20 protein-coding genes are annotated in these 20,776 nt (G+C 36.8%); all 20 read right to left on the reverse strand.

The window, feature by feature from the left end; genetic code table 11:
• On the reverse strand, positions 1-241 hold a 241-nt coding region (locus GF867_RS10280), incomplete at its 3' end, for a transposase (RefSeq protein ID WP_172973989.1).
• Positions 242-438: 197 nt separating this feature from the next.
• Positions 439-1,398 carry a phosphoglycerate dehydrogenase gene (locus tag GF867_RS10285; protein WP_153833022.1) on the reverse strand — a complete coding sequence of 320 codons (960 nt, stop codon included), beginning with the start codon at positions 1,396-1,398 and terminating at the stop codon, positions 439-441.
• Positions 1,399-1,416: 18 nt separating this feature from the next.
• Positions 1,417-2,118 (reverse strand): thiamine diphosphokinase, encoded by a 702-nt coding sequence (locus GF867_RS10290; protein WP_153833023.1) that lies wholly within the window; start codon positions 2,116-2,118, stop codon positions 1,417-1,419.
• A 24-nt stretch (positions 2,119-2,142) separates the two neighbouring features.
• Positions 2,143-2,784 carry a ribulose-phosphate 3-epimerase gene (gene rpe / locus GF867_RS10295; protein ID WP_153833024.1) on the reverse strand — a complete coding sequence of 214 codons (642 nt, stop codon included), beginning with the start codon at positions 2,782-2,784 and terminating at the stop codon, positions 2,143-2,145.
• An 18-nt stretch (positions 2,785-2,802) separates the two neighbouring features.
• Positions 2,803-3,750, reverse strand: coding sequence for a ribosome small subunit-dependent GTPase A (gene rsgA, locus GF867_RS10300; protein ID WP_153833025.1), 948 nt, complete (start codon positions 3,748-3,750; stop codon positions 2,803-2,805).
• Between the two features lie 277 nt (positions 3,751-4,027).
• Positions 4,028-6,010 (reverse strand): Stk1 family PASTA domain-containing Ser/Thr kinase, encoded by a 1,983-nt coding sequence (gene pknB, locus GF867_RS10305; RefSeq protein ID WP_153833026.1) that lies wholly within the window; start codon positions 6,008-6,010, stop codon positions 4,028-4,030.
• Positions 6,010-6,768, reverse strand: a complete 759-nt coding sequence (locus GF867_RS10310; RefSeq protein WP_153833027.1) for a Stp1/IreP family PP2C-type Ser/Thr phosphatase — start codon at positions 6,766-6,768, stop codon at positions 6,010-6,012. Before GF867_RS10310 ends, pknB begins: the two co-directional genes overlap by 1 nt.
• Positions 6,769-6,789: 21 nt before the next feature.
• Positions 6,790-8,151: a 16S rRNA (cytosine(967)-C(5))-methyltransferase RsmB gene (rsmB, locus tag GF867_RS10315; RefSeq protein ID WP_153833028.1), complete on the reverse strand. Its 1,362-nt coding sequence runs from the start codon at positions 8,149-8,151 to the stop codon at positions 6,790-6,792.
• 20 nt (positions 8,152-8,171) lie between these two features.
• Complete coding sequence (fmt, locus tag GF867_RS10320) at positions 8,172-9,137, reverse strand: methionyl-tRNA formyltransferase (protein WP_153833029.1); 966 nt, start codon at positions 9,135-9,137, stop codon at positions 8,172-8,174.
• Positions 9,138-9,151: 14 nt separating this feature from the next.
• Positions 9,152-11,587 (reverse strand): primosomal protein N', encoded by a 2,436-nt coding sequence (priA, locus tag GF867_RS10325; protein WP_153833030.1) that lies wholly within the window; start codon positions 11,585-11,587, stop codon positions 9,152-9,154.
• A gap of 104 nt (positions 11,588-11,691) precedes the next feature.
• Positions 11,692-11,886 carry a DNA-directed RNA polymerase subunit omega gene (gene rpoZ / locus GF867_RS10330; protein ID WP_153833031.1) on the reverse strand — a complete coding sequence of 65 codons (195 nt, stop codon included), beginning with the start codon at positions 11,884-11,886 and terminating at the stop codon, positions 11,692-11,694.
• Positions 11,883-12,524, reverse strand: a complete 642-nt coding sequence (gene gmk, locus GF867_RS10335) for a guanylate kinase (protein ID WP_153833032.1) — start codon at positions 12,522-12,524, stop codon at positions 11,883-11,885. The genes rpoZ and gmk overlap by 4 nt, the downstream gene beginning before the upstream one ends.
• A 117-nt stretch (positions 12,525-12,641) precedes the next feature.
• Positions 12,642-13,625 carry an LCP family glycopolymer transferase gene (locus GF867_RS10340; protein ID WP_153833068.1) on the reverse strand — a complete coding sequence of 328 codons (984 nt, stop codon included), beginning with the start codon at positions 13,623-13,625 and terminating at the stop codon, positions 12,642-12,644.
• Positions 13,626-14,501: 876 nt separating this feature from the next.
• Positions 14,502-15,146: a V-type ATP synthase subunit D gene (locus tag GF867_RS10345; RefSeq protein WP_153833033.1), complete on the reverse strand. Its 645-nt coding sequence runs from the start codon at positions 15,144-15,146 to the stop codon at positions 14,502-14,504.
• A gap of 3 nt (positions 15,147-15,149) precedes the next feature.
• Positions 15,150-16,538, reverse strand: a complete 1,389-nt coding sequence (locus tag GF867_RS10350; RefSeq protein ID WP_153833034.1) for a V-type ATP synthase subunit B — start codon at positions 16,536-16,538, stop codon at positions 15,150-15,152.
• Entirely contained in the window at positions 16,538-18,316 is a 1,779-nt protein-coding gene (locus tag GF867_RS10355) for a V-type ATP synthase subunit A (RefSeq protein ID WP_172974009.1), read from the reverse strand. Before GF867_RS10355 ends, GF867_RS10350 begins: the two co-directional genes overlap by 1 nt.
• Positions 18,317-18,368: 52 nt before the next feature.
• Positions 18,369-18,686 carry a V-type ATP synthase subunit F gene (locus GF867_RS10360; RefSeq protein ID WP_153833036.1) on the reverse strand — a complete coding sequence of 106 codons (318 nt, stop codon included), beginning with the start codon at positions 18,684-18,686 and terminating at the stop codon, positions 18,369-18,371.
• Positions 18,670-19,686 (reverse strand): V-type ATPase subunit, encoded by a 1,017-nt coding sequence (locus GF867_RS10365; protein ID WP_153833037.1) that lies wholly within the window; start codon positions 19,684-19,686, stop codon positions 18,670-18,672. The genes GF867_RS10360 and GF867_RS10365 overlap by 17 nt, the downstream gene beginning before the upstream one ends.
• 10 nt (positions 19,687-19,696) lie before the next feature.
• Positions 19,697-20,281, reverse strand: a complete 585-nt coding sequence (locus GF867_RS10370) for a hypothetical protein (protein WP_153833038.1) — start codon at positions 20,279-20,281, stop codon at positions 19,697-19,699.
• 18 nt (positions 20,282-20,299) lie between these two features.
• Positions 20,300-20,776 carry a V-type ATP synthase subunit K gene (locus GF867_RS10375; RefSeq protein WP_153833039.1) on the reverse strand — a complete coding sequence of 159 codons (477 nt, stop codon included), beginning with the start codon at positions 20,774-20,776 and terminating at the stop codon, positions 20,300-20,302.

Genomic DNA, 20,776 nt, shown 5'->3' on the forward strand with positions numbered 1-20,776 from the left:
CTTGAAAGTAACCGCCGAAGTACTGGAAAAGTGCGCTTTCAAATAGGCTCTCATTGGAATGGTACGCATTCGAGCGCTTCTGAGTAAACGGAATAAAATGTTTGACCCGATCCGTTAATCGAATGTTATGAAAGAATTCTTTGATTAAGAGGAGACCGCCATCAACACTAATGTCGCCTCCTTGATTGGTGACGATAACTTGAGGATTGAATTGTGCTTTAATTTTCTGTATAGTAGACATATGAGAACTCCCTTTCTAGTATGTTGTGGTTAACATTAGTATACAGGGGGTCTCTTTTTTTTGCACCTATTTGGTGCAAAACTAATTAAATTGAACTGTTTATTTAATAAGCTTTATGACAGTTAGTGTTGGTTAAGTGAATAATCCAGGTTATACTATTAAAATAGAGCATTCCACATGGAATGCTCTATTTATCTTTAATAGCCTTTATCTTTTGCAACTATATTACGTGCTAGTTTTCCTTCATTAAGGTAGCTAACCAAGTTTTCTTTAAATATCGGGAATGTTTCTTCTTGGAAATGCTCGATTTGCCCACTAATATGCGGACTAATTAAGAGATTCTCCAGTTCCCACAAAGTGGATGATTCAGATAATGGCTCTTCATGGAAAACATCTAAATAAGCTCCCCCTATTTGTTTAGCTTTTAGGGCTTCATATAAAGCAGTTTCATCAACAGTCTGTCCTCGCCCCACATTAATAAATAAAGCGGTTGCTTTAAGCGTTTTGAACCAATTTTCAGCAAAGTAATGACGAGTATTAGCAGTAGCAGGTAATGTGCTCACAATAAAGTCGGCTTTTCCCACAATCGAATCAGCCTCAGCAGTTGCATAACAAGCATCAAAACCTTCAATCGCACGACCATTTGTATTAATACCGATGACTTCCATCGAAAAGTTGTGACCAATCCTTGCGATTTCTTGCCCTATATTACCAGTACCATAAACTAATAATACTTTATCTTTCAGAGAGAAATAGCCACCATGTTCTGGTCGATTCCAGTTACTTTCACGCTGTTGCAGTTGACTCGTAAACAATTGACGCCCCGTCGCTAGCAAATAGCCAAATACCGATTCAGCAATAGGCGTCGCATGGATACCGCTCATATTACTAATCATGATTTGAGGATTTTGAATGATATCCATTGGTAAATAATCGACACCAGCCGAAGTTGCTTGAATCCATTTCAAGCGTTTAAATGATTGCCGCTGAGCTTCTGTATAACTTTTATCCCATCCGTACATAATTTCGACATATTCAAAATCGCCCTCTGCTAAGTCAGCTTTTGTCACGAATCGATAGCCTTCTGCTAATTGTGTCAGCATTTCAACTTGCTGCGGTTTAAGCTGATTGTTCATAAGAATAATTGCATTTGACATAAAAAATCCCCTTTCAACCTAAATCTGCTGATGTTCCTTAACCCATAGGACCATTAAAAGTCCTTCTTCAAAACTAATTTCAGCAGACTTTTTACCAATAAATTCATTACTTATTAAAGCTCTTGGATAAGCAAAATCTGTAGCTTGAAGCTCATACTTGGCTCCTTTGATGACTAATTGCTTAATTGCCGTTAAAGAAACAATAGACAGATACTCTTTATCAGGCAAAGCAAAGAGTTCATGCGTACCCGGTAAGTAAAAACAAAGTCTGTGATGACTCTCGACAAAATATAACCGATCAACGACTGCTTGGTAACGTGGCTGAAATACCAACCAAATATTGGCTAATAAATGATCTAATCTTCCAAACCCTTCGCCGATTGCACCAAACAAGTAATAATCTGCTTTCGGGTACTTTTTAACAGCCAGTTCAAGTGCCAATTCCAAATCTGTATCATCTTTTTCAGAACTAAACTGTTGGGTAGAATTGCTGTGTGCTTCAATTTGATCAAATTCATCTTGTGTAACGGAATCAAAATCACCCACAGAAAAATCTAAGTCATAACCTGCTTGAATCAATTTCAAAGCTCCTCGGTCTACTCCAACAAAGAATACCCGTTCGTAATCTGCTACTAACTGATTGACAGCTTCCAGATAAGGTTGATTAGCGCCGGCACACAATATGACACACTCTTTTAGTTTACTTAAATTCGTTGACATGCCGCTCACACCTTCTCCAGAATATTAAGGTCGTAAAGAATCAATTGCTGCTTTACGGTCTGTTTGATTAAAAATATACGAACCCGCTACTAAAACATCGGCTCCAGCATCCAGACATTTACGACCTGTCTCAGCATTTACTCCGCCATCTACTTCAATTTCATAATGATATTGATGTTCTTCTCTCAATGCTTTTAATTTAGCGATTTTGGTTAAGGTGCTTTCAATAAATGATTGACCACCAAAACCTGGATTAACTGTCATAATTAAAACCAAATCTACTTCAGGTAACACAGAGTCTAATGCGGCAACCGGAGTTCCAGGATTAATGACCACGCCTGCTTTTTTACCTAAAGATTTAATTTGTTGAATCACTCGATGAATATGCTTCGTCGCTTCGTAGTGAACGGTAATAATATCCGCTCCAGCTTGTGCAGTCGCTTCTACATATCTTTCTGGATCTTGAACCATTAAGTGGCAATCAAAGACTAGATTAGTCATCGGTCTTAAGGCCCCAAAAACCATAGGTCCAAATGAAATGTTTGGAACAAATGTCCCATCCATCACATCAATATGTAAATAATCCGCTCCAGCTGCTTCAATTTCCTTAATTTCATCCGCCAACGTCGCAAAGTTAGCACTTAACATAGATGGTGCAATTTTCATAAGTAAATCCTCCAACAATTAATTTTTTTTACGATAAACAGGTTTTCTTTGTTCTATTCTTTCAAAAATTTGTAAATAATTTTGATACCTTGATTCAGCAATTTCGCCAGCTTCCCATTGAGCTTTTACCGCACATCCCGGTTCATTAATATGCAAACATGAACGGAATTTACAGTCGTTACTCGCTTCTAATATTTCCGGGAAGCATGTTTGTAATTCTTCTTTTTCAAGCGTTGTAAATTCTATCGCACTAAAGCCAGGTGTATCAGCTAATAATCCCTCATTGTAACGATAAAGTGTCACTTCACGCGTCGTATGACGACCTCGGTTTAAGGCATCACTAATTGCTGATGTTTCTATTTGAGCATCCGGTAACATATGATTTAATAAAGTTGATTTTCCAACACCAGATTGACCCATAATTACATAGAGCGCATCTTCAATATGGGTTCCTAAACGGTCATAACTCGCTTTTGTCCCATCTAATACAACCACTTTATAACCTACTTTTGCATAAAGCTCTGTTATTTCACCAACCAGTGCTTCAGCTTCAACTTGCCCTTTTTGTTCTAGCAATAGGTCATATTTAGTCAATAGGATTAACGGTTGAATATCATGAGCCTCAACTGACACCAAGAAATAATCTAATAAATTATATGAAAAATTCGGTTCAATTAGTGAAGTCACAACCAGCGCATAATCAACATTCGATACAGTAGGTCTTACTAATTGATTTCTTCGCGGTGCTATTTCAATTAAGCGACTATTCGACTGCGAATCCGACTCATCATATTCAAATTTTACTCGATCACCTACTAAAGGTTTCATTTGTTGATGTCTGAAGTTTCCTCGAGGTTTAGTCGCATAAGATTCCCCATCGCTCCACACATAATAAAAACCACTAATGGCTTGGTAAATAATTCCTGATTTAACTACTACACTTGAGTTTTCTGCTTTATTCGGCATGAACTCCTCCTTTAATTTTTATTCCATTGAATACTTAACTAATAATACAATAGCTTTTTTGTAGGTATTTTACAAGTTAATCTAACCGTTTAACGGATGTTGACAAGTTAGATTCAGAAGATTTTATTTTTGACTGATAACTTTGCAGTCGTCTTACAATGGTTAATCGTATAACAATCTATTTTTCAATAAATACCAGATACCATCAATTTTGATTCTATAAATCTCTTAGCTTAACAAAAAAACTAGTCACAAAATTGTGGCTAGTTTCTTTTGATTAGTCTGGATAAACTGAGAAGTTCTCAGCGTATACTTCTCCGTTTCGCAAAACGCGATATTGCCCTGTGCCATTAACCGGTACGTACATTAATATTTTGATAGTTTTTGTTTCTTCAATCGTTAATTCTGTATGAACATTATTAATGTTGTTTTCAGAATCACCGATAAAAATTTCTATCGTATTAGGCAGTGGTTCAGTTTGTTCAGTATCATCTTCGGCGTATATAGGTGTGTATTCAATTGTGATGTTTTCTGAAGCAGTTACAATTTCTTCTTCCTCAGGACCTGCCGATACAACCACTGATATAATGTCACCTGGAACTAAAGGTGTACCATTACTTGGTGATTGACTGATAACTTGTCCTTCTGGAATATAGTCATTGTATTCATACTCAGTTTCTACTGTAACGCCATAAGCAGCGGCAAAATTTTCTACCATATCATAAGATAAGTTATAAAAATCTTGCATCGTGAATGACTCAGAGTAACTTCCTACAATTAACGTAATCGTTGTATTTTCTGGAATTACTTTAGATCCTGGTTCAATCGTCTGGCCTAAAATCTTGCCTTCATCTTCAGGCCCAGATGCTAGGTCACGTCTTTCAACTATGAAGTTAGCAGCTCTTAATTGACTACGAATTGGTTCATACATCTCGCCAACGTAATTACCAATTTCAACCTGTTCTTTTCCATTACTCATCACTAATTCGACTTGACTATTTCGTTCTACACGTTCGTTACTACCCGGATTTGATGAGATAACTTTGCCTGCTTCTACTGTATTATGCCAAGCTTGAGTGACAGTACTAACTGTCAAGTCAAACTCAGACAGTAATTCAACAGCCTCAGCTTGTGTCATATCAGCTACATCCGGAACAGTCACATAGCGCATCATTTGCGAATAAACATAGTAGCCGCCACTCGCTAGTAACATCATAATAATTAAGGCAAAAATAACACCTAAAAATCCTTTTTTACGTTTAGGGACTGAAATTGGTGCAACTTCATCAAAACTCTGAAAAACTGTCTCATCAAGTGGTTCAGGCGCTGAAACTTGTTCTGATAAAACTTTACTAGCACTCGAAATCGGCTTAATCGGTTTTACAATCATTGTTTCGTCTAAATTATCTGAAGGTTGGAACATCACTTCATTCATGCGATTAGCACTTAAGCTAGTACTTAAGTCTTGTAACATTTCTTGAACTGAGTTATAACGATCCTTCGGTTCTTTAGCCGTTGCTTTTAAGACTACATTCTCCAAACTTTGAGGAATATAATTTAATTCTTCACGTATTCTTGGGAAAGGTTCTTGGAAGTGTTTCAGTGCTACTGATACAGCAGATTCACCATCAAATGGTACTGATCCCGTAATTAATTCATATAACACAACACCCAATGCATAAATATCAGATTTAGTCGTTGCATTACTACCACGCGCTTGTTCAGGTGATAAATAATGTACTGATCCTAATAAAGTATTAGTTTGTGTAATAGATGTATCAGAAAGTGCAATTGCAATACCAAAATCGGTAATTTTTACTTCATTTTGTCCTGTTATCAGAATATTCTGTGGTTTGATATCACGATGAATAATTCGATGTTTATGGGCCACATCGATCCCTGATAGAATTTGGCTCATAATCGACACCACTAATTCTAATGAAATTGGTGCATTTTGTAGGATATATGTTTTTAAATCGGTACCTTTTACAAACTCCATCACAATGTATTGTTGCTTATCTTCTTCATCTACATCGTAAACCTCAACAATATTATGGTGTAGTAATTGACTTGCCGACATTGCTTCTCGTTGAAAACGACGAATGGCATCTTTGTTGTCTTGGAAGTCATAACGAAGTACTTTGACGGCGACATCGCGATCGAGTATTAAGTCATGCGCTAAGAATACATTAGCCATACCACCTTGACCGATGGTATTAGTGAGTAAATAACGTCCTGATAATTTATCTCCTATTTCCATTAATTATCGCCTCCGTCCATCGACGCAGCAACTTTTGAAACTAAGATAATTGTAATATTATCCATACCACCCGCATCATTTGCGGCTTCAACTAAAATTTCCGCAAAATCATCCTGCTCACGATACTGATTAAATAATCCAAGCATTTCATCTTGATTTACCATGTTAGATAGGCCATCTGAACATAGTAACAACATTTCCATTTGTGACGCTTCAACTATATTTAATTCTGCTGAAACTGATTCAGTTCCACCAATGGATTGTGTGACAACATTTCTTCTAGGATGATGATTTCCTTCCTCTTCAGTAATCTCACCTGAACGGATTAATTCATTTACTAAAGAGTGATCTTCAGTAATTTGCGTTAATTTCTCTTGATAGTATGTATAAGCACGACTATCTCCAACGTGAGCAATTACACACTGGTCTTCTGTAAAAGCTGCCATGACTAAGGTTGTTCCCATTCCAACTAATTCAGAATGTTCAACCGATTCACGGTAAATATAACTATTCACTGCTTGAATAGCTTCTAACATCCAATTTTGCATACTTTCTAAGGAAAGTACTTCCTCAATCTCTTGAAATTTTTCTCCTAGAAATTTGGTTGTCAATTGACTGGCTACATCTCCTGCTTGGTGACCCCCTACTCCGTCGCAAAGTACGAAGAGTGTTTGTTGTGCTTGAGATGTATAATAATCAGCATAATCTTGATTTGATGTACGTCGCTTCCCAATATTGGAATGGACTGAAATTTTCATTCTTTCACCTCGTATGTCACATTAGTTATTTTTCTTCAGACGTGCGATAAAGAATCCATCAGTATGATATTGATTAGGCCATACTCGTACTTGACCCTTTTCATTTATTAAATTAGATGGAATATTATCCACTTCTTGAATTGGTTCAATTGAAAATTCAGGATGGATTTCTGTAAATCTTTCTAATACACTTTCATTCTCTTCTTCAGTAATTGTACAAGTACTATAAACTAGCGTACCGCCATCCTTCAACAATTGTGACATATGCTCTAGTAGTTGCAGTTGAATTTGTGCTAAGCCGATTACATCATCCTGAGTTTTGAGATACTTGATTTCTGGTTTTCGTCTCATTAAGCCTAAACCTGAACATGGAGCATCTAGGTATATAATATCATATAATACATCATTTTTAGGATAAAATTTAGTCGCATCTGAGACAAAAAGTGAAACTTTATCTGCTAAGTCCATTCTCTCCATATGTTCAGCGACTTTTTTAAGTTTACCTTCAGAAATGTCTAAAGCCGTTAAATGTCCATCCTTTACAAAACTAGCGATGTGTGTTGCTTTTCCACCTGGCGCTGAACAAGCATCAAGTATTTGTTCGTTACCTTGTATACCACCTAGAGGTGCTACTAACATTGACGATTCATCTTGAATTGTCAAAATCCCTTTTGAAAAAGCTGTTGAATGAATAAGATTACCTTTCATGCAACGGATTCCGTAAGGTGATAAAGGACTTGCTTCTACACTAAAGCCTTCAGCAGTCAACTCTTCTAGAATATTATGACGCTCTTCTGTCGGACGATTAATTCTTGCAGATACAAATGGTTCTTCGATTAGACTCACAAGAATATTTTCTACTTCATCTAAAGTTTTAACTGCTAATAATTTCTCTACTATCCATTCTTCAACACTGTATTGAATCGATAATCTTTTTACCGGATTTTGAATTTTTTCAAAACTTGGGCGTTCATTTCTTAAGAAATGTCGTAAAACACCATTAACAAAGTTACCTAAACCTTGATGACCATTTACTTTCGCGATTGATACAGCTTCGTTTACAACAGCGTGAGATGGAATTCTATCCAAATAAACAATCTGATAGACGGATAGTCTTAATAAGCTGCCCACCCAGTCTTCTACTTTTTTTCCTTTTAGTAACGGAGCTAGATAATAATCTAATGTGTAACGTCTTTGAATCACACCGTAAACTATTTTAACTAATAATCGTTGGTCTTTATCGGATAAGTCAGTTTCAGTTAAAAAGCGATCTAACACCACGTTAGAATACTGATGTTGATGCTCGATTTGATCAAGTATCTTTAAAGCTTGCCAACGCAAATTATCCTTAAATTTCTTTTCACTTTTTTGTTTGGTTTTCATAATAGTTCAACCCTTTAAAACTAAATTTTGTAGGCAAATTGTTTACCTATAATATCATCTTCTGCATTCCCAATCAGGTAAGTTTCGATGGTCATACGTTTTTTGCCGCTTTCTTGCCATTCAGAAATAGCATAGTAAGTTTTTTCACCGCATGCAACGATTAATTGTTTATCCTGTACAGCCACTACTGTGCCAGGCTCAAATGATTTCTCCGTCGCAAAATCAATATCTTTCCCTTGCCAAATCTTGACTCTTTGTTCATCTAGCCAAGTATATGTTGATGGAAATGGACGGAAACCGCGTACGTGTTGATCAATTTCAATCGATGTCTGTTGCCAGTTTAGTTGTTCTTCTTCTTTCGAAATCGTTGGAGAGAAGGTTACTAGCGATTTTTCTTGTGGAACCGCCACTATTTCCTCTGCAAAAATAGCGGGTAAAGTATCCAATAATAGCTCACGCCCTAAAACAGCAAGTTTATCAAACATACTGCCAACGTCATCTGTTTTTTCAATTGGAATGGCTCTTTGTGCGAGAACATCACCCGCATCCATTTCTTTTACCATGTACATGATTGAAACACCAGTTTCTTGCTCACCTTTCCAGATTGCATAATGGATTGGTGCACCTCCGCGGTATTTAGGTAATAATGAAGCATGCACATTGATTGCTCCATATCGCGGCGCATTCAATAAGCGCGTAGGTACAAATTGACCATAAGCAGCTGTGATTAAGATATCCGCCTCCAAACCTAATAAGGTTGTCATTTCTTCTGAACCACCCAACTTCTCTGGTTGGTATACAGGAATATTATGCGCCTCAGCTAATTGCTTAACTGGTGGTGCTGTTAATACTCGCTTACGTCCAACTGGACGATCTGGCTGAGTGACAGCTGCAATTACTTCTACTTCATTATGATTAATTAATCCTTCTAATACAGAAACCGAAAAATCTGGAGTTCCCATAAAAATAGCTTTTTTCTTTTGCATAATTTTTCATCTCCTTAGATAAAGTACAATGGCTCATGATCAATACTAACACGTAGCCCTTGTTTCAAATCTTGTTGAGAAGCTGTCAAAATCTCATTTAATTGTGATTGAACAAGTTCTTTATTTTTATATTTCAACATAAGTTGAAAATGATAATATTCATTAATTCTTGCAACAGGACCTTTACTTGGTCCTAAGATTAACAGATCACTATTCGATGATTGCTGATTATAAATATTTGCTTTTATTTCATATATTTTCTCTTGCGCATTAGCCAAATTTTTACTTGAAACAGAAATCAACGTCGTATAAAAATAAGGTGGATAATTTCCAATGTGACGTCGCTTCATCTCATAATAGAAAAACTTTTCATAATCGTGTTGCTTAGCAAATTGCATCACATAATGCTCTGGATTATATGTCTGGATTAATACCTCACCCGCAAAACGACCACGCCCTGTTCGACCAGCAACTTGCGTTAGTAATTGAAAGGTTTTCTCACCAGCTCTAAAGTCAGGTAAATTTAGTGAAGTATCTGCATTGATAACACCTACCAATGTTACCTTTTCAAAATCCAACCCTTTTGCAATCATTTGAGTACCTAATAGAATATCTGCCTTTTCTTCGGCAAACTGCTTCAAAAGTTTCTCATGCTGGCCCTTGCGTCTTGTTGTATCGTTATCCATGCGTATCACTCTTGCATCTGGATAGAGCTCTTCTAGTGTCTCAGCTACTTTTTGTGTCCCTAAACCAAAGGTTCTAAGATGTGTACTTTGACATTGAGGACAATTGCGTGGGATATTCTGTTGGAAATCACAATAATGACATTTCATCTTATGATCGTGTTTGTGATAAGTTAAAGAAATATCACAACGTGGACATTCTAAGACATAACCACACTCTCTACAGAGTAAATAGGACGCATAACCTCGACGATTTAACAGTAGAACTATTTGTTCTTTTTTTTCTAAGCGGTCACGAATTTTTTCTTTTAATAAGGGTGAAAACTCATTACTTGTCTCTCTAACTGCCATTTGGGTCATATCTATAATTTCTACTGGTGGTAAAGGAGCTTGATTCACTCTAGCTTCCATCTTTAACAGCGTATAGCGACCAACCTCAGCCCGTGAGCGCGTCTCTAAAGAAGGTGTTGCACTTCCTAATACCAAAGGGCATTGATGATACTGACATCGCCATAACGCTACATCGCGAGCATGATAACGTGGATTATCAGCTTGTTTATAGGTTGTTTCGTGTTCTTCATCGATAATAATTAAACCTAGTTTATCGAGTGGCGCAAAAACTGATGAACGAGCACCTACCACAATCGTTGCTTCGCCTTTGATTATTCGGCGCCATTCGTCATACTTTTCACTTGTGGATAAACCAGAATGAAGCACCGCTACACCCGTTGAAAATCGCTCGGTGACTCGCGCAACCATTTGAGGAGTTAATGAAATTTCGGGTACCAATAGAATGGCCGCCTCTCCTCTCTGTCGAGCATGCGCCATTAATTGAAGATAGACCTCAGTCTTACCGCTGCCTGTAACACCTTCTAGTAGGAAGGTTTCATTTCTTTCAGCTGTAATAGCTTCTTTCACTGCATTAAACGCTATTGCTTGTTCCGGCAATAAAGCTCTTGCAGTTGTTGAGTGTCGCTCTTGGTTGGCCAATGGATCTCGATAAACTTGTCGTTCCTGTCTTTCGAACCAACCTTTATCAATTACAGATTTAATGGTTGCAGTACTCACTCCAGAACGTTTTGCCACTTCATTAAGTGGTGCTTCCTCCCACATCAAAGGATAATTAGCCAAGTAATAAGTTAATAGCTGAACTTGCTTAGGGCTACGCTTACCTTGTTTTTCCACTATAGCTTGCATGTCTTCAAAATTTAATAGCGGCTTAAGATAGGGAATTTTCTTGTGTGTTGTTTGATTTAACACACGATATTCCAACTCGATTACCTCCGCCTGAATCATTTCTTTAATTAACTGTCCTGGTAAAATTGCTTCTAATGTTAATTTCTGAAATTCAATCTCAGGACCATACATCAATTGCTCAGCAAATTCGAGCGTCATCGTCTGAAATTTCTGTAAATCATTTATAATGAAAATGTTCTCATATTTTACTTTCAACATATTCGGTAACATGGCTTGTAAAACCGAAATTCTAAACGCATGTAGATTTCCTGCTAAATATTCACTTAATTCAATAAGTTCTGGATTTAAAAACGAAACATAATCTAGAACACCTGTTATTTCTTTTAACTCCCCACTGAACAAAGTGGTATCATCCATCCCCACTACAAATCCAAGTAATTGACGACGTCCAAAAGGAACTTGCACACGAATTCCTAGTTGAATGATACTTTGCCATTTAGCAGGAACTTGATAATCGAACGTACGATTCACTTGCGCCGCAGGTATATCTACTATAACTTGTACAATCATGAACGCACCTCCTAAACTCTGCATCCTTTATCCTACACTAAAAAAGACTACTAGAAAAGTTATTCATTCAAACTTTTCTTAGCAGTCTAATTATTGATTCAATATTAATCTTGAATATCTAACACACCATCAACAACTTCTTCTAATGCTTTACCTACTGGCTTAACAGATTTATAATCATTTAATTGCATGTTATCGTATAAGCGCATTTCGTGCGCACGTTTACTTGCTAAAATGATTAAACTGTATTTAGAAGGAACTTTTTCCAATAACTCATCAATTGACGGATATAACATCATCTTGACTCATCCCCTTTTTGAAAATATTTATGAATATCAGCTTTGATTTTATCCACGACACGTTCTACTTTTAAATGCTCGCTTTGAATAATTGAATTAATTTTTTCAACAGCAAATTCCACTTCATCATTAACAACAACATAGTCATAATGTTGCATTAATTCAATTTCTTCACGTGCCTTTTGCATACGTTCATAGATTATCGCTTCACCATCTGTCCCACGTCCTGTAATACGCGATTCTAGTTCCTGTAAATTAGGAGGAGCTAAGAATATGAATATTCCTTCTGGCATTTTTTGACGAACTTTTAAAGCACCTTGAACTTCAATCTCTAAAAATACATCATTACCTGCCGCCAAGTTTTCTTCAATCTTTTGAATAGGTGTGCCATAATAATTCCCCACATATTCAGCGTATTCCAATAATGCGTCCTGTTCGATTAATTTTTCAAATTCATCTCTTGAAACAAAATAGTAATCGACGCCATCTTGTTCTCCCGGTCTACTTTCACGAGTCGTTGCCGATACAGAATAAACATAATTGAATATATTCTTTTTAAAGATTGCTGCCCTAACAGTTCCTTTCCCTACACCGGATGGACCTGATAATACAATTAACAATCCTCTCGTTGATGCCATGCTACCCCTCCAATATGTTTTCTGCTATTAGTTATGAAGATTATCTTAACATAAAAGTAACAATCTTGAAAGCTAAGTGTATAATCTAATGAAACGTTTATGAAAACTCATAAAATTCTAATTATTCAATTCCAACTCATATTGCAACTGATCAATCACTTCTGCTAATGATGAAGGATCTAATATCTCGTAATAAACGCCGTCAATCATACTTCCGCTACCAGATAACTGATAATTTTCAATAGTATCAATAGCACCACGATAATTATTAAAGATTGTCAACATGTCATCAAACGTAATATCTGTTTGCACATTACCTTGTAAGGAAGCTAAAATCTCATTATAATTCCATAAAGTAGACACATTTAATGCAGAATGTAAAATGCCGTCTATTAATTGACGTTGGCGGGCTTGACGACCGTAGTCTCCTCCTGTGTCATAGCGGTTTCGTGAATATGCTAAAGCCATCGTACCGTCCATAAAAGTGGATTGCCCCTCATAGAATTGGTAACCGTCTTGGCTGAACGTATCAGTTGGTGTAATTGTAATACCACCTACAGCATCTACGATATCTTCGAAACCTTGCATATTAACAGAAACAGTAAAATCAATTGGAATTTCTAATAAATTTTGCACTGTGTTAGCTGACATTGCAACACCGCCAAAAGCATACGCATGATTAATTTTATCTTGTGTCCCGTAGCCAACAATATCGGTTAAACTATCACGCGGGATACTTGTAATCGTTGTACGATTTGTATTAGGATTTACAGTAGCTACCATCATTACATCGGAACGCCCTTGATCAACACGCCCCATATCACCAGTATCGATTCCCAATAACAAAACTGAGAATGGTTTTTCTTCTTGTTGAATATCAATTGATTCTTCACGCACTAATACTTGCCCTTCGGGCTTTTCAGTATATAAAACCGCTGTTGTTTGTTCAACATTACGGTAAACATTCCACGCGTAAAAACCAGCCACTCCAATTGCAATTAACAATAATACGACAATAAAACCAAAGCAACCAAATTTACGTTTACGTCTTGGTTTACGTCGACGATGTCTTGATGATCTCGTTTGTTCTCTTCTATCCATTCCTGACAAAAAAATGCCTCCTTAAGTAAACTTATCTATTTAAAACAATTAAAAACTATCTTATTAATAATATCAGATTTTCCAAGTAACACCAATATAGTAATGTGAAAATTACTTTAAAGTTTTCTTAGAATTTGACGTCGATAATATCGTATTTAGTTTAATTTATTTAAAATTGTATAGAACGATTCAATTCGACACAAAGCATGTTATTTTTTGACCACAACATTGATTCAGTTGAATGAAGTACCATACATAGCTTGCTGTGATGTTTGACCAAAGTGGTACAAAGTTTAATTCATCGCTATTAATAGAATCGCTTGTTCTGACTTTGAGCACAGCGAAATAGCCAGTGCCTAGCCGTTTAAGCTGGAAAGCACGAACACCATGACTTCCAAAGAGGCTTTGAAAGCGGCCACCGCCTTGGAAAAACTATAAGCTGAGTGAAGCACAACCCCATCAAATCAATACAAAACCTATAATCCTTATATTACGAAGAAAAATCGGACAAGTCCGAGGTCTTTAAATTTCGTTTAGCAGTTTTAATATGATGATACAACGTTATTTTTATTAAAATACTAAGCGTAGCTCAGTGACTTGTTTTCCAAAGCGGTATAACGGGCAATCGGCGCAGCTTGGTGTGACTTTGAGCGTAGCGAATTAGTCACAACCTAGCCGATTGAGCTGGAAAAGCCTGAACGTCAGTGAGGCTTTGGAAGCGACCACCGCCTTGGAAATACAATAAGCTGAGTGAAGCCTAAAGCACGGCAAATCATCATAAAACTCCTAATCCCTTATGGTATTAAAAGAACTGTTACAAAGTTAATACCTCGTAACAGTTCTCATTCATTTATGCTAAAAATAACTAGAAGAAATTTATACCTCTTCTTTATTTTTATCCATATCTTTAACCTTCATCATGCGCGTCACATTAGCACGCTCAGATTCTTCTAGCTTCATTTCGATAAAATAAATTGTTTCTTCTAATTGAGGAATCGTTCGAAATTCTAAACTATTTACACGACGTCGTGTTTTTTCAATTTCATCCGCCATCAATTGACATGTTTTTTCAATTTCAGCTAGTTTCAGTAAATCATCTAATGAAGCAGAAATGGAATCAATCGCTTCGTCCATACCACTGTTTGAGTTTGAATAACTGTAATAAGCACTATCTGATTGACCATGTTCATAGATATCCGTAAACATACGTGGGACCCTTACACTCATTATCGATTCAGTTTGCATACGTAAGCTTATTTCTTTTGATGGAACAGCAAACAAACCTTGTACAATTTGATCATTTTCTAATGATTTCGCTAAAACAAAATCTTGCATGCTGTCTACTAAACCATTTTCAACTTTTTCTCGTAATGTATTATTCTCACGAATAAGCTTGATAAATTGACGCATCAATTCATCTTGCTTATCCTTCAATAATTTATGACCACTCGTTGCTGTTGCTAATTGGCTTTTTAGGCGACGTAGCTCCATACGAGTTGGTTTCACATTAAGTTTAGCCAAGGTTTATTCACCCTCTTTTTCAGGTAAATACTCATCAAGCATATCATCCTTAATACGCTTCAATTCCGTACGTGGCAAGATAGATAATAATTCCCAGCCCAAGTCTAATGTTTCTTCAATGGTTCGGTTAGTATAGAAGCCTTGGTTAATATACTCTTCTTCGAATCTTTCCGTAAATTCAACATATTTACGATCCGTTGCAGATAGAGCTGCTTCACCTAGAATTGCCTCTAACTCTTTGGCTTCTTTACCTGTTGCATAAGCTGCAAACAATTGGTTCATCGTTGCTGCATGATCCTTGCGTGTTTTACCTTCACCTGAACCTTTATCTTTCAATCGTGATAATGATGGTAACACGTTAATTGGTGGACGATAGCCGCTGTTATATAAATCTCGGTCAAGAATAATTTGACCTTCGGTAATATATCCTGTTAAATCAGGAATTGGATGTGTGATATCATCTTCAGGCATTGATAGTATAGGGATTTGCGTTACCGAACCAGGCTTACCTACCAAACGACCTGCACGTTCATATAGAGTAGATAAGTTGGTATATAGATAACCTGGGTAGCCTCGTCGACCTGGTACTTCACGACGCGCAGCGGACACTTCACGTAAAGCCTCACAGTAGTTTGTCATATCTGTCATAATGACTAGTACATGCATACCTTTCTCGTAAGCTAAATACTCAGCTGTTGTTAAAGCAATTTTAGGTGTTGCAATTCTTTCAATTGCAGGATCATTGGCTAAATTTATAAATAAAACTGAACGATCAATTGCACCCGTTTTACGTAAGTCATTCACGAAAAATTCTGCTTCTTCAAAGGTTGTTCCCATCGCAGCAAACACTACCGCAAAGTTTTCATCTGAGTTTAATACAGCCGCTTGACGTGCGATTTGGGCTGCTAGTTCTTGGTGTGGCAAACCTGCGCCAGAGAAAACAGGTAATTTTTGACCTCTTACTAAAGTGTTCAAGTGGTCTATTGCTGAGATACCCGTTTGAATAAATTCATCCGGATAATCTCGTGCAACTGGATTGATTGCTTGTCCATCTATATCTAAATGTTTTTCAGCAATGATATCTGGACCTTCATCCATAATTTTCCCCATACCATCAAATACTCGTCCAATCATATCCTCCGATACTGGTAAATGTAAAGAACGTCCTGAGAATCGTATTTTGGTATTTTCTAAATTTATTCCTGATGACCCTTCAAATAGTTGCACCATTGCATTATCGCCATCGACTTCAAGCACTTGTCCTTGACGAATCTCACCATTATGCATCTGTACTTCTACTTGCTCGTTGAATTTAACGCCTTCAACGCCTTCAACAATCATAAGGGGACCAACGACTTCTCTTGCCGTTTTATATTCTTTAATATATGCCATTAGTCCTCACCTCCACTTTGAATTACTTGACGAATCGTTAAATCAATTTCGCGTTTTAAGGCTTCGATTTCACTTACTCGTTCTTCCTCAATAAATTTACTACGTGCAATTCGATCTCTTAATTCTTCTGTACCATTCATGATATCTAAGTAGTAAGAGCCTAAATCAATTGCTTCATTCGCTTCATGATCAAATTCTAGAATGTTCGTTAACATTGCAATCTGCTTCTTAAATGACGTATAAGTATCGACATCATCAAATGCATTCTGTTGTAAATAATCTTCACGAATCATTTTTGCCGTATTCAATGTCAAACGGTCACGATCGGATAATGCTTCCACTCCAACCAAGCGAACAATTTCGTCCAACTCTTCTTCCCTTTGAAGAATATTCATCGCACGCGTTACTTTTTCGCTCCAATTACTTCCGTACTGCTCATCTAAATAGCTGCCGATATCATCAGAGTACAATGAATAAGAGTTTAACCAATGCACTGATGGGAAGTGACGTCTTTGAGCTAACGAAGCATCTAAGCCCCAGAATACTTTAACGATTCTTAATGTGTTCTGCGTAACCGGTTCTGAGGTATCTCCACCTGGAGGTGATACCGCCCCAATTGCAGTAATTGTTCCTTCACGACTCTCAGATCCAATTGTTTCAATTCTTCCTGCTCGCTCATAGTATTCTGCAATTCGACTACCGAGATATGCTGGATACCCTTCATCACCAGGCATTTCTTCCAATCGACCTGACATTTCACGCAATGCCTCTGCCCAACGTGATGTTGAATCTGCCATAATGGCGACTGAATAGCCCATATCACGGAAATATTCTGCAATCGTAATCCCTGTGTAAATCGATGCTTCACGGGCTGCAACCGGCATATTGGACGTATTCGCGATTAAAATCGTACGTTCCATGATTGATTCACCTGTATTCGGATCAATCAATTCAGGAAATTCATTTAATACATCCGTCATCTCGTTTCCACGTTCCCCACAACCAACATAAACAACAATGTCTACGTTTGAAAACTTCGCAATTTGGTGTTGCACCACTGTTTTACCAGCTCCAAATGGTCCCGGAACAGCTGCTGCCCCACCTTTTGCTACCGGGAAGAAAGTATCAATGACCCTTTGTCCCGTTACAAGTGGTTCTGTCGGTATTAATTTCTTCTTAAATGGTCTACCTTTTCTTACTGGCCATTTTTGAACGAGAGTTCCTTGATACTCTTCACCATTTGCTTGTTCAATTGTATAAACATTATCTTTTATGGTATAATCTCCGGAATTTATATGTGTCAATTTACCTGAAATACCAACTGGTACCATGATGCGGTGTTCAATTACTTTTGTTTCTTGAATAACACCTAAGATGTCCCCAGCCTCGACATAGTCACCTATCGATTTTTTTGAGATAAATTGCCATTTATGCTCTTGATCTAACACATCAATTTCTTCACCACGGATTAAATAGTCACTTTGAGTTACTTCCATAAAAGCTTTTAATGGTCGTTGAATCCCATCATACATATTAGATATTAAGCCTGGACCTAATTCGACAGATAAAGGACTACCTGTTGTAATGACCGGTTCGCCTGGGCCTATACCTGATGTCTCTTCATAAACTTGAATGGAGGCTTTATCTCTTCTCATTTCAATGATTTCGCCAATAAGCCCCATGTGACCAACTCGGCAAATGTCTTGAATATTCGCGTCTTGCATTCCCGATGCAACGACAAGTGGTCCTGAAACTTTAATTACTTTTCCTTGACTCAATACATTCCCTCCTTGTGTTTCTAGTTTTAAAATCATTCTTTTAATAAATATCTTACAATATATCTTGACCGACAGCCTTCTTAACGTTTTCTTGAATACGTGCTGCACCAATACCAAGTCGTCCCTTATGAGTCGGTATTAAAATGATAGCAGGTGTGACTTGCGCGTCATAAAAATTAATGACGTCCGGTATTTCAGCTGCGATATTTTCTGTTAAATAAATAATGCCATAGTTTTGCTTAGCTAACTGGTTGAGTAATTTCTTCGCTTCTGAGCCTTCATTTACAGGATAGGTATCAAAACCAATGATTTTGAAAGGTAAGATTGCATCTCTATTACCCATGACTGCAATTTTATATTGTTTCGCCATAAATTGGTCTCATCCTTTCTGTAATTTGCTCATTTGATAGTTGATTAACTCTACCTGTTAAAATTAGTCGTAAGTTTTTTATTTCCATCTGTTTACCATATAAGTATCTTAAAACTGGCATTGGTCCCAATATTTCGCGTCTCTTCTCGTGTAAAAAACTGTGGGTATAGATGCTTTGTAGTTTTTCTAATTCATAACTTTGAATACTACCGTCCAACATCTTGTCGCGAAACTTATCAAATTTACGATCAAAGGGTAATTGATTAATCTGATCAAACCATTGATTAATTTGATGGTTTTCAACTAATTCGATAAATTCTCTAGCAGTGTAAGTACCTTCATCTGACATAATTTCGATTAAATCACTCATCGCCAGTCGGTCATCTAACCCTCTTTTAGCGGAGATAACATTGTAAAAGTCGATAAGAACATTTACTAAATTAGTGATATCAGGATGATCGATTTTCTGTTCTGTCAGTCGTAAGTGTTTGAAATAAGCATTATCCATCCCAATATCTAATGCTTCAACTACATTGTAAGTAACATAACTGTTCCATGTGCTAGCTATTTCATCGACGATCGCTTGTTCAATAATTGCCGACTCCAACGTTTGAACCACGTGACGTAACTCATTCATTGAGTAGCGGCCAATAGGGGTTAACAAATGGCTTAAATCTTGTCCGGTTGCACGCATAATCAATAACATTTTTAAATTATGGTACATAAACTTCAATGCAAATATATCGACAATTTCTTTTACAGGTGATTCTTCATAAGCAAAATGAAAATCATGAATCAACTCGTTCATCAACCGTTTTTCAATTGTTAAAGTATCGGATAAATCATTTAAACTGAAATGATATTCTGTATTCTGTAATAATAAATGTAAACTTTCTTCATCTTCAGCAGACATTATTTTATCTAAGTCTGTTTTAGATAAAAGGGTCGGTTCTTTAACGCTAATCAGTGTATTCAATTCTGTAAAATGCTCAGCGTTCATTTAATCCCCCCTAATCTGTGCCAAAAGCTTCTTTGGCAATCTCTAAATTAATTTCATTACGTGTTGCTTCTACAAGTTTAGTATATAGATAATTAAAATCTATTCTGTCCTCGGTTAAGATAAAACCGCCTTCTTTAGCAATTGTTTCATCATTTATTGAAATTTTTGGAAACTCACTTTTTAATTGATGAATAGCTGTCTCAGTTATCAATTTTTTAGTTAATTCGCCAAAGGTTAGTACCAGTTCACGTTCTTCAAATTTCTTTAAAATTTTTCGAACGAAATCTAATTGTTCTTCACTCGACCAATTATTCATCACTTCTACTGCTCCATCGAAAAGTACCGTTAAAACTTGTTGTTTACTATTTAAAGATGTTAATCTTTGCTGATTCGAGATCTGTTGCATTCTACGCATGTAACTATCTTTAAGTTCACTTATTTTATGGCGTCTTAAAGCTTCCTTATCGTGTATTAATTGATCACGTTTTGTTTGATATTCTTTTGCGTGTTCATGCTGAGCTCTCTCAAGTTTCAATTGTCCCTTCTCATTCGCTTGAGCAAGGACAGAGTCTTTTAATTGAGTTAATTCGCTCATATAATACGTCCTTTCTAATTAAACGTTCGATTGTAAAATAAATGAAATTACAAACGCTAAGATTGCATACATCTCAACCATCGAACATAAGATGATCCCTCTACTGTTTTCTTCAGGGCGTTTCGCAAGAATTCCCATCGATGCTACTGCCACATCTGCTTGGTTACCAGCTGTGAAATAACCTACAAGCGCAATCGGTAATGATGCAATTAAATAGCCTACACCAGTACTTAATGCCATATCAGATGTGATATTTGTTAGAATTAAGAATCCAATAACGAAACCATATAGACCTTGTGAGGCCGGCATTAATTGTAAAATTAATGCTTGTGCGAATTTCTCTGGCTCTTCCTTAAGTAAGGCCGCAGCTGATTGTCCTACTAGCCCTAATCCTCGAGCTGATGAAATTCCACATAAAGCTACCGCTAAAAATACGCCTAAGCCAGCAAAAAAAGCTCCACCGTATTGACTAAAATAAGTTGAAATATATTCCAT

The organism is Fundicoccus ignavus, assembly GCF_009659375.1.
In the GTDB taxonomy this organism is placed as follows: domain Bacteria; phylum Bacillota; class Bacilli; order Lactobacillales; family Aerococcaceae; genus Fundicoccus; species Fundicoccus ignavus.